We start from the raw sequence: 14908 nt of genomic DNA, 5'->3' as shown, positions 1-14908 counted from the left end.
TTGTCCACAGGCGGACGGTTCATCCACAGATTCGACGACTCGTCCCAGCCTTCGCGGTGGCGGCGGTCGTGTCCGGTTAGCGTCGCGCCATGGGCAGCAGCGACGAGCACGACCTCGTGCGCAGACGGCTCGACGGGATCGCCCGGTCCGCCGGCGACCGTCCTCCGGCGGCGCCGGACGACGATCCGTACCCGTGGTACGACGCGGCCGGCACCGCCGATCCGCCGGGTCCGTTCGAGCGGTTGCGTGCGGCCCGCTGGCAGACCGGTCGCGGCGGGACCGGGGCCCTGGCGGTGGTCGGTGTCGTGGTCGTGCTCGTCACGCTCGTCGTGACCTGGCGCGATCGTCCCGTCGCGGAACCGCTTCCGCCGCTGCCGGCGGTGGAGGTCGCAGCACCGCCGGCGGATCCCGTTGCGCCCCGGCAGGACTCGGCGCCGGAGGAGGTGGTGGTCAGTGTGGTGGGCCTGGTGGGCAAGCCCGGCCTCGTACGAATCGCGCCCGGCTCGAGGGTGGCCGATGCGCTCACGGCCGCGGGCGGCGCCCTCGAGGGGGCGGACCTGACCGGATTGAACCTGGCGCAACGCCTCGCGGACGGCGACCAGATCGTGGTCGGCACCCTGCCACCGGTTCCGCCGGCGAGCGGAATCTCCGGCGCCGCAGGGGCAGGGGACGCCGGAACGTCCGGCGCGCCCGAGGCCGGGGGGCCGGTGAATCTCAACACCGCCGACGAGGCGGCCCTCGATGCGCTGCCCGGCGTCGGTCCTGTCACCGCCGCCGCGATAGTCGCGTGGCGCCGGGACAACGGTCCGTTCAACGACGTCGAACAACTCGCCGAGGTCGACGGGATCGGTCCCGCGCGGCTGGCGCGCCTGCGGACGCTGGTGGTGGTGTGACCGAATCCGGCCGTGACGACGCGCGCCTGGTACCGAGCGCGGCCGCGGCGTGGGCCGCAACCGCGCTCGGGTTGCACGCCGGCTGGCAGGTTGCGCTGGGGCTCGCGGCGATTGCCGCGCTGTGCGCGGCGGCCACGCTCGTGCCGATACGCCGGGGGCGGTTCCGTGCCGGGGCCGCCCCGTTGCTCGCGGCTCTCGTCGTCGCCGCCGGGTTCTCTGCGGCAGTCGCACTACGGGTATGGGCGGTCGAGACGCATCCGCTTGCCGGCGCGGCCGCGCGTGACGGCTGGGCCACCCTGGCGGTCGAACCGACCGAGGATCCGAAAAGACTGGGGGACAGCGGATTCGGGGGAGATCAGGTCCTGGTCCCGGCGAGAGTGCACCGCGCCGACCTGGGGGCCGGTCGGTACACCGGCGGCGGGGCCGTCGTGGTGTTCGCCCCCGCCGAGGAGTGGGCGGAGCTGCTGCCGGGGCAACGGGTCACCCTGCGCGGCCGGCTCGCCGAATCCGGCGGCGCGGACCTGACGGTGGCCGTGGTCCGGGCCGACGGCCCACCCCGGTCGGTGCAGGCCCCCTCGCGGGTGCAGCAGTGGGCGGGGCGGATCCGCGAGCGACTCGCCTCGGCGTCCGGAGCGGTGCTCCCGCCCGCTGCGGCCGGCCTCCTGCCGGGCCTCGTGGTCGGCGACACCTCACGCCTGCCCGACGACGTGCGGGAGAGCTTCCGGGTAGCGGGCCTGACCCACCTGACTGCGGTGTCCGGTGCCAACGTCAGCATCGTTCTCGGCGCGGTGCTGCTCGCCGTGCGGGGACTCGGCCTCGGCCCCCGCACGGGCGCCGCGCTCGCGGCCGTCGCGCTGGTGGCGTTCGTCGTCGTCGTGCGCCCGTCGCCGAGCGTGCTGCGTGCCGCCGCGATGGGCGCGATCGGATTGCTCGCGCTCGTGACGAGCCGACGACGGAACGGGCTGCCCGCCCTGGCGGCCACGGTCGGGGTGCTGCTCGTCGCCGCACCCGAACTCGCGACGGACGCCGGGTTCGCCCTGTCGGTCGCGGCCACCGCCGGCCTGGTGCTGGTGGCACCGCTCTGGGTGACCCGGCTGCGGGCCCGCGGGTGGCCCCGCGCGGCGGCCGAGGTGTTCGCCGTCTCGGCGGCCGCATTCGTCGTGACCGCACCGATCGTCGCCGCGCTGTCCGGCACCGTCAGCGTCGTGGCGATCGCGGCCAACGTCCTGGTCGCACCGGTGCTTCCGCCGTTGACCGTGCTCGGTACCACCGTCGCGGCGGTCTCCGCGGTGTCGCCGGCCGTGGCGGAGCTGCTCGCTCGCGGGACCGCGCCCATGCTGTGGTGGATCCTCGAGGTGGCAGCGCGTGCCACGGCCCTGCCCCTGGCCGAGGTGCCCGTCCCGGCGGGCGTGAGCGGAGCGGTCGCCGTCGTCGGCGGGCTCGTCGCTGCCCGGTACCTGCTGCGGCTACGGCGCGGACGCCCGGCCGGGGCACCGACGGTGATGTCCGGGGGACGTGGCACGATCGATCGGTGACCAACCCGCAGTTGCATCTCGTGCTCGGTGACGAAGACCTCCTCGTCGAACGGGCCGTCGCGCGGATCGTCGGTGCCGTCCGGGCCCGGACGGGGTCTGGTCCCGAGCTCACCGTCTCGCGGCTGCGCGCCGGCGACGCCGGCGCCGCCGAACTCGCCGAGCTGCTGAGCCCGTCGCTGTTCGCCGAGGACCGGGTGGTCGTCCTCGAATCCGCCGCGGAGGCCGGCAAGGACGCCGTCGCACTGATCGTCGACGCGGCGACCGACCCGCCCGAGGGGGTGACCCTCGTCGTCCTGCACAGCGGCGGTGGCCGCGCGAAAGCCATGGTGGGCGAACTGCAGAAGTGCGGCGCCGAGACCCACGAGTGCGCCCGGATCACCAAGCCGGCCGAGCGCGTGGACTTCGTGCGGGCCGAGTTCCGCACCGCCGGTGTTCGAGTAGCACCGGAGGTCGTGCAGGCCGTGATCGACGCCGTGGGCTCCGACCTGCGGGAGCTGGCGGCGGCGTGCAGTCAGCTCGTCGCCGACACGGGCGGCAAGATCGATGCTGCCGCCGTGCAGCGTTACTACTCCGGCAAGGCCGAGGTCACGGGGTTCGAGGTGGCCGAGAAGGCCGTCGCGGGTGACGAGGCCGGGGCGCTGGAATCGCTGCGGTGGGCGACGCATCGTGGTGTCGCGCACGTCCTGCTCGCCGACGCCCTCGCCGATGCCGTCCACACGATCGCACGAGTCGGTTCGGCCGGGCGCGGCGACCCGTTCAAGATGGCCTCGGAACTCGGGATGCCGCCCTGGAAGGTGAAGAAGGCCCAGGGGCAGGCACGCACGTGGGATCCCGGATCGATCGGGGCGGCGCTGCGAGTGGTGGCCGATCTCAATGCCGACGTCAAGGGCGCGGCCGCGGACGCCGACTACGCGGTCGAGCGCGCCGTGCGCCGCGTCGCGGAGCTGGCCGGCCGGACCCGTTAGACGACGGAAGCCGCCCGGTCCGAGGACCGGGCAGCTTCCGGAGCAGAGCTTGCGTTCTACCTCAGAGTCCGTTGGCGACCTTGGCCAGAGCGGACTTCTTGTTGGCGGCCTGGTTGGCGTGGATGACGCCCTTGCTGGCTGCCTTGTCGAGCTTGCGGCTGGTGGAGACGAGGAGCTCGGTGGCCTTGTCCTTGTCACCGGCGGCCGCGGCCTCGCGGAAGGAACGGATCGCCGTGCGCAGCGAGGACTTGACCGACTGGTTGCGGAGTCGGTTGCGCTCGTTGGTGCGGATCCGCTTCACCTGGGACTTGATGTTGGCCACGCGTAAAATCCTGTCGTCTTGCTGGTAGTTGGTCGGAAAGCTCTGGGCGCACTACGGCACCGACGGGCCACGATACCAGCGGCCCGGCGGAACCCCAAAACTGGTACCCGGGACCGCACACCGGGTGCCGATACGGTCGCGTCCGGCCGGCCTGCCGGGAACTGTCCTCGACGTCACCGGAAGTTGTTGTGGCGGTCATCCGGCTTGCGTAGTGTCCGCTGTGTTCTGTTGCGGTAGTGCTGTGCGGCCGGTGGGCCCGTCTTCGACCCGCGGTGTTCGCCAGTGCGGATGTTCGACACATCGGATCCGGTCCTTCGGGGCCGCACGACGCGAGGTGGGCGCATGACGAACGAACACGAGACTGGTCCCGAGGACCGGGCGGCGAACCGGAAGGCGGACCGGGTACGCGGCGGTGCCGAGCCCGAGACGGCGCTCGAAGCCGTCGAGAAGGAAGAATTCTCGGACGCGAAGAAGTACGCAGCGGAGGCGATCGGCACGTTCGTGCTCGTGTTCTCCGCGGTCGGCACGGCGGTCTTCGCCGGAGACAAGGTCGGCAATCTGGGCGTCGCGCTGGCGTTCGGGCTGACGCTGCTCTTCCTCGTCTACGCCATCGGGCCGATCTCCGGGTGTCACGTGAACCCGGCGGTGACGGTCGGTCAGCTCGCGATCGGGCGGGTCACCGCCAAGCGGGCGGTGTTCTACATCGTGGCCCAGATCCTCGGCGGGCTCGTCGCGGGCGTGACGATCTACTCGGTGGCGCAGTCGCTCCCGACCTACGACCGGGCCGCGCAGGGACTCGGTGCCAACGGTTGGGGACCGCACAGCCCGTCGGCAGTGGAAGGACCGCTGGGCGGGGTGCTCATCGACGGTTACGGAATCGGCGCGACCATGATCGTGGAGGTGCTGCTGACCGCACTCCTGGTGTTCGTGGTGCTCGCCGCGACGGACCAGGCCTCGGACGTGCTGCTGGCCGGCGTGTCGATCGGCTTCACCCTGACAGTGATCCACCTGATCTCGATCCCGATCGACAACACCTCCGTCAATCCGGCCCGGAGCATCGCGGTCGCTCCGTACCAGGACGGTGCGCTCGCGCAGCTCTGGCTGTTCATCCTGTTTCCGCTGATCGGCGGCGCCCTCGGGGCGCTCGTCTACCGGTCGCTGTTCGGCCGGTTCGCCGGGCTGCGGCCGTCCGTGGCGCCGCCGGCCGGCGTCCGCCGACGGTGACGGGACGCGGCTACCGCCGACGGTGACAGGACGGCCGGCTACCGCCAGCCGTAGTCGGCGCGCAGGCGCGCCGCGACCTGCTCGAACCGGGACCGGCCGAGCACCGCGCCTTCGCGCCGGATGCCGTCCTCGGGCACGTCGAGCACGCGGTCCAGCCGGACCCAGCTGGGCCGGTTGCCGGCGTCCCAGCTGCCGTTACCGAGCGCCAGCCAGTCCCGGTGACCGTCCCGGTCGTCGTTCGACGACAGCATGAGGCCGAGCAGGGTGCCGCCGTTGCGTCCGACGACGAGCACGGGCCGGTCCTTGCCCTTGGTCGCGTCCTCCTCGTAGGCCACCCACGTCCACACGATCTCGCCCGGGTCGGCGCGGCCGTCGAGATCGGGGGCGTACGCGATCTGCCGGGCGCGCTGCGCGGTGGGGGAAGTACGGGAGGTCACCGGACGGCCCGGCTTCGGGACCGGTCGGGTGGTGTCGGCTGTCCCGGAGCCGAGGGCGGTCCGGGCCCGGTCGAGAGCGCCGGAGCGCTGCATCTGCTCGAGCAACCGCGGCCCCTGCTCGACCGCGAGCCGTCCCAGTTGCCTGCCGAGTTTCTTCCATGTGCCAGCCACGTCGGCGAGCTTAGCGGCGCCCGCCGCCGCACAGGTGCGGCCGCGGGACCGGACCCGCCGCGACTTGGATATTCTGCAGGGGTGACCGCGGCCCGCCAGGGCTGCTGCCCGTCCGAGTCAGGAGCCCGACATCAGCACCTTCGCCGACACCACGTTCACGGACCCCGCGAAGATCCGGAACTTCTGCATCATCGCGCACATCGACCACGGCAAGTCGACGCTCGCGGACCGCATGCTGCAGCTCACCGGTGTGGTCGAGGAGCGCCAGATGCGTGCTCAGTACCTCGACCGGATGGACATCGAGCGCGAGCGCGGGATCACCATCAAGGCCCAGAACGTGCGGCTGCCGTGGCAGGTCGACGGCGAGGACTACGTCATGCACCTCATCGACACGCCCGGGCACGTCGACTTCACGTACGAGGTCTCCCGTGCGCTCGAGGCGTGTGAGGGTGCGGTGCTCCTCGTCGATGCCGCCCAGGGCATCGAGGCGCAGACCCTCGCCAACCTCTATCTCGCTCTCGACAAGGACCTGACGATCATCCCGGTCCTGAACAAGATCGATCTGCCCGCGGCCGACCCGGACCGCTACGCCGCCGAGATCGCACACATCGTCGGCTGCGAGCCCGAGGAGGTGCTGCGGGTGTCGGGCAAGACCGGGGTGGGCGTGCGGGAACTGCTCGACGAGGTGATCCGGCAGGTACCGCCGCCGGTCGGCGACCGCGACGCGCCCGCCCGCGCGATGATCTTCGACTCGGTGTACGACACCTACCGTGGCGTCGTCACGTACGTGCGTGTGGTCGACGGCAGGATCGTGCCGCGCGAGAAGATCAAGATGATGTCCACCGGCGCCACCCACGAGCTGCTCGAGGTGGGCATCGTCTCGCCCGAGCCGAAGGTCACCACCGGGCTCGGAGTCGGCGAGGTCGGCTATCTCATCACCGGCGTGAAGGACGTGCGTCAGTCAAAGGTCGGCGATACGGTCACCTCGGCGCGGGGCGGCGCCGCCGAACCCCTCACCGGTTACCGGGAACCCCGCCCGATGGTCTACTCCGGCCTGTATCCGGTCGACGGGTCGGACTATCCCGTCCTGCGCGATGCCCTCGACAAGCTGCAGCTCAACGACGCCGCGCTCACCTACGAACCCGAGACGTCGGTGGCACTCGGCTTCGGTTTCCGGTGCGGCTTCCTCGGCTTGCTGCACATGGAGATCACCCGGGAACGACTCGAGCGCGAGTTCGGCCTGGACCTGATCTCCACCGCTCCCAACGTGGTCTACCGCGTGGTCCTCGAAGGTGGGCAGGAGCACATCGTCACCAACCCGTCGGACTGGCCCGAAGGCAAGGCCCGCGCGATCTACGAGCCGATCGTCAAGTGCACGATCATCTCCCCGAGCGAGTTCATCGGTTCGATCATGGAGCTGTGCCAGTCGCGGCGTGGCGAACTCGGCGGCATGGACTACCTGTCCGAGACCCGGGTCGAGTTGCGCTACACCCTGCCGATGGCCGAGATCATCTTCGACTTCTTCGACTCGCTGAAGTCCCGCACCCGCGGCTACGCCAGCCTCGACTACGAGGAGGCCGGGGAGCAGGAGGCCGCACTGGTGAAGGTGGACATTCTGCTCCAGGGCGAGGCCGTCGACGCGTTCAGCGCGATCGTGCACAAGGACGCGGCCGCCGCGTACGGCAACAAGATGACCACCAAGCTCAAGGAGCTGATCCCGCGTCAGCAGTTCGAGGTGCCGGTGCAGGCGGCGATCGGGTCGAAGATCATCGCCCGGGAGAACATCCGTGCGATCCGCAAGGACGTGCTCGCCAAGTGCTACGGCGGCGACATCAGCCGCAAGCGCAAGCTGCTCGAGAAGCAGAAGGAAGGCAAGAAGCGGATGAAGACGATCGGCCGGGTGGACGTCCCGCAGGAAGCGTTCGTGGCCGCGCTCTCGTCCGAGGCGTCCTCGGACAAGCCGAAGGGGAAGTAGTCCACCGTGCTCGAGACCTGGCTCACCCGCACCCTGGGCATCACCGTCCCGCTGCTCGGCGCCCCCATGGGCGGCCGTGCCGGCGGCCGCCTGGCCGGGGAGGTGACCCGGGCCGGCGGGCTCGGCCTGATCGGGGCCGCGCGCTACAACACCTCGGAGTGGCTGGCCGCCGAGTCGGCGGTGGCTCGTGAACTCGGGGGTGGACCGCTCGGTTTCGGGCTGATGACCTGGTCGCTCGCCGACGACGACAGTCTGCTCGACGCGGTGCTGGCCGAACGGCCCCGCGTGGTGTCGCTGTCGTTCGGCGACCCGGCCCCCTACGTGCCGCGCGTGCGGGCGGCCGGTGCCGTCGTGATCTCGCAGATCAACACGATCGACGACCTGCGGGTCGTCGAGGCCGCCGGGGTCGACGCCGTCGTCGCCCAGGGGCACGAGGCCGGCGGTCACACCGGACACATCGGGACGTTGCCGCTGCTGCAGGAGGTGCTCGAGTCGACGTCGCTTCCGGTGCTCGCCGCGGGTGGCATCGCGTCCGGGCGGGGACTGGCTGCGGTGCTCGCGGCCGGTGCGGAGGGCGCGCTCGTCGGCACGGCGTTGCTGGCGAGTCCCGAGACGGTGGGACCGGAGTACGCCCGGGACCTGCTCGTCGCGGCGCGCAGCAGCGACACCGTCTACACCGACGTCTTCGACCGGGCCCGGCACCAGCCCTGGCCGGCGCGGTGGGGTGGCCGGGCCCTGGCGAACGACTACACCGCCGAATGGCACGCGCGCGGCGCCGACGAGGAGACGCTCGCCGCCGCGTACGACGCGGCCGACCCCCGGCGGGGCGTGGTCTACGCCGGGGAGGCCGCCGGGCTCGTGCGGGAACAACGGCCCGCCGGCGAGATCGTCCGGGACATCGCGGACCGTGCGGAGGAACTGTTGCGCCGATCCTGGTAGCGGGTCACGGCGCACGGCGCGCGGGCTGGAACTCGCCGGCCGCGATCTGCTCCTCCGCGCGGATCACGTGCACGACCGCATTGATCTGGGCCAGGTGGGTGAAGGCCTGGGGGAAGTTGCCCAGGTGCCGGCCCGAGCGCGGGTCGATCTCCTCGGCGTAGAGCTTGAGCGGGCTGGCGTAGCCGAGGAGCCGTTCGCACAGGATGCGGGCCCTTTCCACCTCCCCGATCTCCACGAGGGCGGAGACCAGCCAGAACGAGCAGATCGTGAAGGTGCCCTCCTCGCCGGTCAGCCCGTCGTCGGTCGAGTCCACCCGGTACCGCAGGACCAGTCCGTCCTCGGTGAGTTCGTCCTCGATCGCCAGGACCGTCGCCCGCACCCGCGGATCGTCGGCCGGCAGGAACCGCAGCAGCACCACCAGCAGCGCCGAGGCGTCGAGGGAGGGGTGCCCGTAGCGCTGGGTGAACACCCCGCGCTCGTCGACGCCGTGCGCGAGGATGTCCGCCTTGATCTCGTCCGCCACGGCCTCCCACCGCACCGCGTAGTCGGGGCGGCCGTGTGTGCGCGCCAGCCGTGCGCCCCGGTCGAGCGCGACCCAGCACATCACCTTGGACGAGGTGAAGTGCTGGGGCTCACCCCGCACCTCCCAGATGCCGCGATCGGGCAGGCGCCAGTGCTGCTCGGCCTGCCCGACGAGGCGTTTCACGGCCGGCCAGAAGGACTGGGGCATGTGCCGGCGGGTCCTCGCGTGCAGGTACACCGAGTCCAGCATCGCGCCCCAGATGTCGTGCTGCACTTGATGATACGCATCGTTTCCGATCCGTACCGGACGCGCTCCGTCGTAGCCGCACAGGTGCTCGAGCTGCGATTCGGTGAGCACCCGCTCGCCGCCCACGCCGTACATGACCTGCAACGGCTGCAATGTGCCGTCCTCGCTGCGGGACGCGTCGGAGATGAAGGCGAAGAACGCGTCGGCCTCCCGGTCGAGCCCGAGCGTGTACAGACCCCACAGCGCGAACGTCGAATCGCGTACCCACGCGTAGCGGTAATCCCAGTTCCTTTCTCCGCCAGGTGTTTCCGGAAGGGATGTGGTGGCTGCGGCGAGCAGTGCCCCGGTGGGCGCGTAGGTCAGTCCCTTGAGGGTCAGTGCGCTGCGCTGCAGGTAGCTGCGCCAGGGGTGATCGGGGAAACGACCGGTGGTGATCCACTCCCGCCAGAAGTCCGCGGTCTCGGCCATCTTCGCGGCGGCCTCCTCGTACGTCCCCGGGCACGGCACGTCCGACCACGACAGGGCGACGAACGCCTTGTCGCCCTTGCGCATCCGGGTTCGTGCCCGTGCCTCCCCGTCCTCGAGGCCGAGCCGGAGATCGGTGGTGAGCCGCAGTTCGGGGTGCTCCCCGGGTTCACCGGCGGTGCAGTACGCCGTGGCCTCCTCGTACACCTTGCCCGTGTACTCCCAGCGCGCCGGGGCGCGATGGTAGTCGAACGCGGGGGCGCAACTGACCTCGAGTTCCACGGTCCCGCTCACGCAGCGGACGGTGCGCAGCAGCATGTGCTCGGCGTCCCAGTCCGTCGGTGTCCGCGTGTGGGTCCGCGACCGCTCCTGGACGGCATGCCACGGCGCCATCACCAGGGCGTCGCGCACCACTATCCATCCCGTCTCGGTCTGCCACGTCGTCTCGAGGATCAGTCCACCGGGCAGGTACCGGCGTGCCGCCGGGACGGTGCGGTCGTGCGGGCCGATGCGGAAGTAGCCGGCACTGCGGTCGAGGATCGCGCCGAACACGCTGGGCGAGTCCGGCCGGGGCAGGCACATCCATTCGACCGCCCCGTTGCGGGCGATGAGGCAGGTCGTTTCGCAGTCCGACAGGAACGCGTAGTCGTCGATCGGCGGGTAGGGGCTCCGGTGCGGCGGGTGCGAATGCGCGGACGAGAGCCCCGATCCTTCAAACGTGTGTGCCATCACCACATGATCCCGGCACCCGGCCCCCGGCGTCCACCGAACGGGTGCCGACTAGGGTGGGGGCGTGGATCGGGCGGCATCGTGGTGGGACGGCTTCGAGTTGTGGCTGGCCGGCCTCCCGTTCGTCCCGCAGGTCGCGCTCGTGCTGGGTGTCGTGGTGCCGGTGTGCGCCGGCGTGGCCTGGTTGCTCGACCGTGCCCTCGCGGGCGTCCTCGCGGCCGTCGGGCGCAGGGAGCCGGCCGCGTCCGAACCGAAGACGGAGGATCGCTGACATGCCGCGCTCACGCGTGACCCTCACCCTGGCCGCCCTGCTCGTTCTCGTCGTCGTGGCCTGGCTGCTGACCCGTTGATCCGCGCCGGAGGTGTGTCGTGAGATTCCGTCCGAGCCGGCACGTCGTCGCGCTCGCAGCCGCCGCCGCGCTCACGGCGTGCTCGGCCGGTGACGGGCGGGGGAGCGACGACGGTGGGGCCGGCGCCGGCCCCACCGTCGACCTGTACGCCGCCGAGGGGGCCCGGGCAGCGCTGGACGCGGTGATCGCCGCGTTCGGCAGCACCGACGCCGGCGAGGACGTCCGCTTCGACGTCACGTCCGGTCCGTCCGCGCAGCAGGCTGCCGCCGTCGTCGACGGCGCCTCGGCGGATTTCGTGACCTTCGCCACGGTGCCGGACCTGTCCGGGCTCGTCGATGCCGGGTTGGTCGACGCGGACTGGAACGCGGGGGCGTACCGGGGGATTCCGTACGGATCCGTCGTGGCGATGCTCGTGCGGGAGGACAACCCGTGGGGCGTGACGGACTGGGACGACCTGCTCGCTCCGGGCCTCGAGGTGATCACGCCCGACCCGTCGGCTTCCGGCGCGGCCGAGCTCAACCTGCTCGCCGCCTACGCCGCGACGAGCAACGGCGGTGCCGACCCGCAGGCGGGCCGGGACTACCTCACGGCGCTGGTCGGTGACCACATCGAGTCCTGGCCCGCGAGCGCCGAAGAGGCCGTGGAGATGTTCGTGCGGGGTGCCGGCGACGTGCTGCTCCTGTCGGAACGCGACGCGGTCCGGCTCGAGCGCGACGGCGCCGCGGTCCGGCGCGTGCCCTTGACCACCACCCTCCGGATCGACAGTCCCGCGGTGGTGATCGACAACGCGCCCGACGTGGTGGCCGCTCAGGAGTTCAACGACTTCCTCTACACCGCGCAGGCGCAGAGGATTTGGGCTTCCGCCGGATTCCGGCCGGCCGACCCGGGCGTCGCGCGGGAGTTCGCCGGAGACTTCCCGGCCCCCGAAACGCTGTGGACCGTCGACGATCTCGGTGGCTGGAGTGCGGTCGAGGCCGAGCTGTTCCGGCCCGGCACCGGCAGCATCGCCGTGATCTACGCCGAGGCGACGAAGTAGGAGGATGCCGCCCCCACGGTCGAGGCGCTCGAAATTCCTTGCGCGAAGCGGAGTTCTGGGACCGAGGGTCATTCCCGGCAGATGAGCACCGGGCAGCGGGAATGGTGGAGCAGGCCCTGACCGGTGGAGCCGAGGAGGGCCGACGCGATCGTGCTGCGACCGTGGCTGCCCACCGCGACGAGTTGCGCGTCGACGGAGCGCTCGATGAGGGCCACCATCGCGCCGCGGCGCTCGAGCTCGGGCCGCACCTCGACGTCGGGATATCGCTCGCGCCACCCGCCCAGGCTCTCCGCGAGGTCGGCGGCCTTCTGCTGCGCGTACGTCGACCAGTCGACGAAGCGCGCGGACTCGTCGTAGCCGCGCAGGGTGGACTGCTCGGTCCACGCGTGCACCGCGATCAACGGGACGCCGAGGAACGAGGCGAACTCGAACGCGTGCTCGATGGCGGCCGTGCTCAAGGCGCTGCCGTCGACACCGACGACGACCGGCCGGGTGTCCACCTCCTCGTGGTCGCCTTCGCCCCGCCACGCCACGACCGGGCAGCGGGCCTGGTTGGCGACGCGGACGACGTCGGAGCCGGCGAACATCGAGCGCAGTTCCCCGGTCGTGGTTCGGCCGACCACCAGCAGACGGGCCGTATTCGACAGTTCGACGAGGGTCTTCGCCGGGGGGCCCGACCGGCTGCTGCAGTCGACCTCGACATCCGTACGACCGTCGAGCGCCGCGCGCCGGGCACGTTCGAGCAGCCGTTCGCTGTCGGCCTGCAAGAGCTTGGCGAACTCCTCCCTGGATCTGCCGGTGGCGCTCGGCGCCTCGGGGAGCACGTTGACCAGGTGCAACGGCTCACCGAAGATCCGGGCGGCGGACGCGGCCCAGTGCGCCGCGGAGAACGAGCCGTCCGAACCGTCGACCCCGACGACGATCCCGTGCCGAATCGGTGCTGTGGCCATGACGATGCCTCCTTGCCTCGAGTCCAGTCTGTGCCGACAGGACCGGAGTGCGCCAGAGGCAATCGGTGGGCGTCAGGCGGTGCGACGCGACGCGACCCCGGCGTGCACGAGCGACTGCCGGTAGCGCTCGTCGACCACGAACCCGACGGCGGGGGAGTCCGCGAGGGTGCCGGAACAGACGACCTCCGGGAACTCCGCCCGGGCGGCGGCGACGGCGCGGTCCCACAGCAGTCCGGGCGCGAGCATCCAGGGGGCGAGCACGAGCGTGCTGGCACCGGCGGCACGCAGGTCCGCCAGGGCGTCGACGACCGTCGGCGCCGCGGCGGTGGCGAAGCACGTGCGGCCCCACGCCCACGCCGTGCCCCGCAGCAGGCGCGGGGTGATCGCCGCGGTGGCGGCATTGGCGTCCCGGCGCCGGGATCCGACCGCGCACAGGGCGACGCCCACGCTCGGGTCGGTCCGGGAGACACCGGCCGCGCCGATCGTCTCGCGGACCGCGGACACGAGACGGTCGTCCGCGCCGAGGACGTCCGCCTGGACCACGTCGAGACGCGGATGCCGGACGCGGGCCTCGGCGAGGAGCGCGGGCAGATCGACCCGGGCGTGGAAGGCGCTGCCCAGCAGCAACGGGACCACCACGACGCGGCGGTGCCCCTCGGCGGCGACGGCATCGACGACCTGCCCCACCGAGGGGGTGTTCAGATCCAGGAACGCAAGCCGCACCTCCCGGTCCGGGTGGCGGTCCCGCAGCGCCGCCAGCGCGGCAGCCATGGCGCGCGCCGAGCGCGGGTCACGGCTGCCGTGCGCGACGGCGACGAGGGGGATCATGCGGGGACGCGGTCCCCGAGCTCGATCTCGGCGAGGCTGTTGCCCACCAGGCCCGCGGCGAGGGTGTTCCCACCGGCGGGGTCGATGAGCAGGAAGCTGCCCGTGCGGCGGTTGACCTTGTAGTCGTCGGCCGCGATGGGTTCGGCGACCCGGACGGTGATGCGGGCGATCTCGTTGAGTTCGAGCGACTCGGGGGCGGGAACCGACGTCAGGGTCTGTTCGTCGAAGCGCTCCTCGAGCGTCCCGACGATCGCCTGGGTCGTGCGGGTGCCGTGCTTGAGCAGCAGCCGGGCGCCGGGCCGCAGCGGCTTCTCGGCCAGCCAGCACACCGTCGCCTCGAACTGGCCGATCGGTTCCGGGGCGGCGGCCGGGGCGGCGATGACGTCCCCGCGCGAGACGTCGACGTCGTCCGCGAGGACGAGGGTGACGCTGCGGCCGGCATGGGCGAACGCGAGCTCGCCGTCGGCGGTGTCGATCCGCTCGATCGTGGTCCGGGTGCCCGCGGGCAGGATCACGACCTCGTCGCCGGGCCGGACGGTGCCTGCCGCGATCTGTCCGGCGTAGCCGCGGTAGTCCGGGTAGTCGGCGGTGCGGGGCCGGATCACGTACTGCACCGGGAACCGCAGCCCGATCTCGTGGCGGCCGTGGACGTCGGCGTCGACCGGGACGGACTCGAGGTGCTCGATGAGCGTCGGGCCGTCGTAGTACGGCGTGTTCTCCGAACGGACCGCGACGTTGTCGCCGTGCAGTGCGGAGACCGGGATCTCCTGCACGTCCTCCGGCGACCAGCCGAGCGACCGGGTCAGCTCGTTGAACCGGCCGCAGATGTCGGCGAACACGGCCGCCGGGTCGTCGACCAGATCGATCTTGTTGACCGCCAGCACGAGCTTGGGCACGCCGAGCAACGCGAGCACGGCGGCGTGCTTGCGGGTCTGCGCGACCACACCCTTGCGTGCGTCGACGAGCAGCACCACGAGCTGGGCGGTGGATGCCCCCGAGACGGTGTTGCGGGTGTACTGCACGTGTCCCGGGGTGTCCGCCAGCACGAAACTGCGCCGGGGGGTGGCGAAGTAGCGGTACGCGACGTCGATGGTGATGCCCTGTTCGCGCTCGGCACGCAGGCCGTCGACGAGCAGGGACAGGTCCGGGGTGTCGAGCCCCTTGTCGACCGAGGCGCGGGTGACCGCGTCGATCTGGTCGGCGAGCACGGACTTGGTGTCGTACAGGAGCCGGCCCACCAGGGTGGACTTGCCGTCGTCGACACTGCCGGCGGTGGCGAGCCGGAGCAGCTGCGTGCTGTGCACGGGGAGGTCGCTCATG

At 71.9% G+C, this 14908-nt stretch carries 14 protein-coding genes; 8 read left to right on the top strand and 6 right to left on the bottom strand.

Annotation, left to right across the window (positions count from 1 at the left end):
- The first annotated feature begins 89 nt into the window (after positions 1–89).
- From QNA09_RS13840 to holA, 3 genes are read left to right on the top strand one after another with little or no spacing between them, the layout of a single operon-like run.
- Positions 90–893, top strand: a complete 804-nt coding sequence (locus QNA09_RS13840) for a ComEA family DNA-binding protein (protein WP_119699859.1) — start codon at positions 90–92, stop codon at positions 891–893.
- Positions 890–2428, top strand: coding sequence for a ComEC/Rec2 family competence protein (locus tag QNA09_RS13835; RefSeq protein ID WP_064066333.1), 1539 nt, complete (start codon positions 890–892; stop codon positions 2426–2428). The genes QNA09_RS13840 and QNA09_RS13835 overlap by 4 nt, the downstream gene beginning before the upstream one ends.
- Positions 2425–3393, top strand: coding sequence for a DNA polymerase III subunit delta (holA, locus tag QNA09_RS13830; protein ID WP_059174583.1), 969 nt, complete (start codon positions 2425–2427; stop codon positions 3391–3393). The genes QNA09_RS13835 and holA overlap by 4 nt, the downstream gene beginning before the upstream one ends.
- A 61-nt stretch (positions 3394–3454) precedes the next feature.
- Here holA and rpsT read toward each other — a convergent pair whose 3' ends face one another.
- Positions 3455–3715 carry a 30S ribosomal protein S20 gene (gene rpsT / locus QNA09_RS13825; RefSeq protein ID WP_003937021.1) on the bottom strand — a complete coding sequence of 87 codons (261 nt, stop codon included), beginning with the start codon at positions 3713–3715 and terminating at the stop codon, positions 3455–3457.
- Positions 3716–4057: 342 nt separating this feature from the next.
- Here rpsT and QNA09_RS13820 point away from each other — a divergent pair, with 342 nt between their 5' ends.
- Positions 4058–4939 carry an aquaporin gene (locus tag QNA09_RS13820; protein WP_010594236.1) on the top strand — a complete coding sequence of 294 codons (882 nt, stop codon included), beginning with the start codon at positions 4058–4060 and terminating at the stop codon, positions 4937–4939.
- Between the two features lie 38 nt (positions 4940–4977).
- Here the strand turns inward: QNA09_RS13820 and QNA09_RS13815 are convergent, their stop codons facing one another.
- A complete protein-coding gene (locus tag QNA09_RS13815; protein ID WP_026137651.1) occupies positions 4978–5547 on the bottom strand; it encodes a type II toxin-antitoxin system PemK/MazF family toxin in 570 nt (189 codons plus the stop codon).
- Positions 5548–5734: 187 nt separating this feature from the next.
- Here QNA09_RS13815 and lepA point away from each other — a divergent pair, with 187 nt between their 5' ends.
- Both lepA and QNA09_RS13805 read left to right on the top strand, forming a co-directional pair.
- Positions 5735–7522 (top strand): translation elongation factor 4, encoded by a 1788-nt coding sequence (gene lepA, locus QNA09_RS13810; protein WP_230831611.1) that lies wholly within the window; start codon positions 5735–5737, stop codon positions 7520–7522.
- A 6-nt stretch (positions 7523–7528) separates the two neighbouring features.
- On the top strand, positions 7529–8461 hold the full coding sequence (locus QNA09_RS13805; RefSeq protein ID WP_010594239.1) for a nitronate monooxygenase family protein: 933 nt from the start codon (positions 7529–7531) through the stop codon (positions 8459–8461).
- Positions 8462–8465: 4 nt separating this feature from the next.
- On the opposite strand, the gene QNA09_RS13800 is transcribed toward QNA09_RS13805, so the two are convergent.
- Positions 8466–10424 carry a glycoside hydrolase family 15 protein gene (locus QNA09_RS13800; RefSeq protein ID WP_010594240.1) on the bottom strand — a complete coding sequence of 653 codons (1959 nt, stop codon included), beginning with the start codon at positions 10422–10424 and terminating at the stop codon, positions 8466–8468.
- A 64-nt stretch (positions 10425–10488) separates the two neighbouring features.
- On the opposite strand from QNA09_RS13800, the gene QNA09_RS13795 reads away from it, so the two are divergent.
- Together QNA09_RS13795 and QNA09_RS13790 are read left to right on the top strand one after the other, a co-directional pair.
- Positions 10489–10695 carry a hypothetical protein gene (locus QNA09_RS13795; RefSeq protein WP_010594241.1) on the top strand — a complete coding sequence of 69 codons (207 nt, stop codon included), beginning with the start codon at positions 10489–10491 and terminating at the stop codon, positions 10693–10695.
- A 98-nt stretch (positions 10696–10793) separates the two neighbouring features.
- Positions 10794–11810 (top strand): extracellular solute-binding protein, encoded by a 1017-nt coding sequence (locus tag QNA09_RS13790; protein ID WP_010594242.1) that lies wholly within the window; start codon positions 10794–10796, stop codon positions 11808–11810.
- A gap of 68 nt (positions 11811–11878) precedes the next feature.
- Here the strand turns inward: QNA09_RS13790 and QNA09_RS13785 are convergent, their stop codons facing one another.
- The 3 genes from QNA09_RS13785 to QNA09_RS13775 all read right to left on the bottom strand — a co-directional run bounded on the left by QNA09_RS13785 (position 11879) and on the right by QNA09_RS13775 (position 14907).
- Positions 11879–12760, bottom strand: a complete 882-nt coding sequence (locus tag QNA09_RS13785) for a universal stress protein (protein WP_010594243.1) — start codon at positions 12758–12760, stop codon at positions 11879–11881.
- A 72-nt stretch (positions 12761–12832) separates the two neighbouring features.
- Positions 12833–13588 carry a sirohydrochlorin chelatase gene (locus tag QNA09_RS13780; RefSeq protein WP_010594244.1) on the bottom strand — a complete coding sequence of 252 codons (756 nt, stop codon included), beginning with the start codon at positions 13586–13588 and terminating at the stop codon, positions 12833–12835.
- A complete protein-coding gene (locus QNA09_RS13775; RefSeq protein WP_010594245.1) occupies positions 13585–14907 on the bottom strand; it encodes a sulfate adenylyltransferase subunit 1 in 1323 nt (440 codons plus the stop codon). The genes QNA09_RS13780 and QNA09_RS13775 overlap by 4 nt, the downstream gene beginning before the upstream one ends.
- Position 14908: the final 1 nt, after the last annotated feature.

The sequence above is a fragment of the Rhodococcus sp. AH-ZY2 genome (assembly GCF_030916465.1).
Taxonomy (GTDB): domain Bacteria; phylum Actinomycetota; class Actinomycetes; order Mycobacteriales; family Mycobacteriaceae; genus Rhodococcus; species Rhodococcus ruber.
The sequence above is the reverse complement of the archived record's forward strand: the minus strand, read 5'-3'. Positions and strand labels throughout refer to the sequence as shown.

Excerpts from the sequence above, each read along its gene's own strand:
- QNA09_RS13840 (WP_119699859.1), top strand. The coding sequence starts at position 90 with ATGGGCAGCAGCGACGAGCACGACCTCGTGCGCAGACGGCTCGACGGG.
- QNA09_RS13820 (WP_010594236.1), top strand. The coding sequence starts at position 4,058 with ATGACGAACGAACACGAGACTGGTCCCGAGGACCGGGCGGCGAACCGG.
- QNA09_RS13780 (WP_010594244.1), bottom strand. The coding sequence starts at position 13,588 with ATGATCCCCCTCGTCGCCGTCGCGCACGGCAGCCGTGACCCGCGCTCG.
- QNA09_RS13775 (WP_010594245.1), bottom strand. The coding sequence starts at position 14,907 with ATGAGCGACCTCCCCGTGCACAGCACGCAGCTGCTCCGGCTCGCCACC.
- QNA09_RS13800 (WP_010594240.1), bottom strand. The coding sequence starts at position 10,424 with ATGGCACACACGTTTGAAGGATCGGGGCTCTCGTCCGCGCATTCGCAC.
- QNA09_RS13785 (WP_010594243.1), bottom strand. The coding sequence starts at position 12,760 with ATGGCCACAGCACCGATTCGGCACGGGATCGTCGTCGGGGTCGACGGT.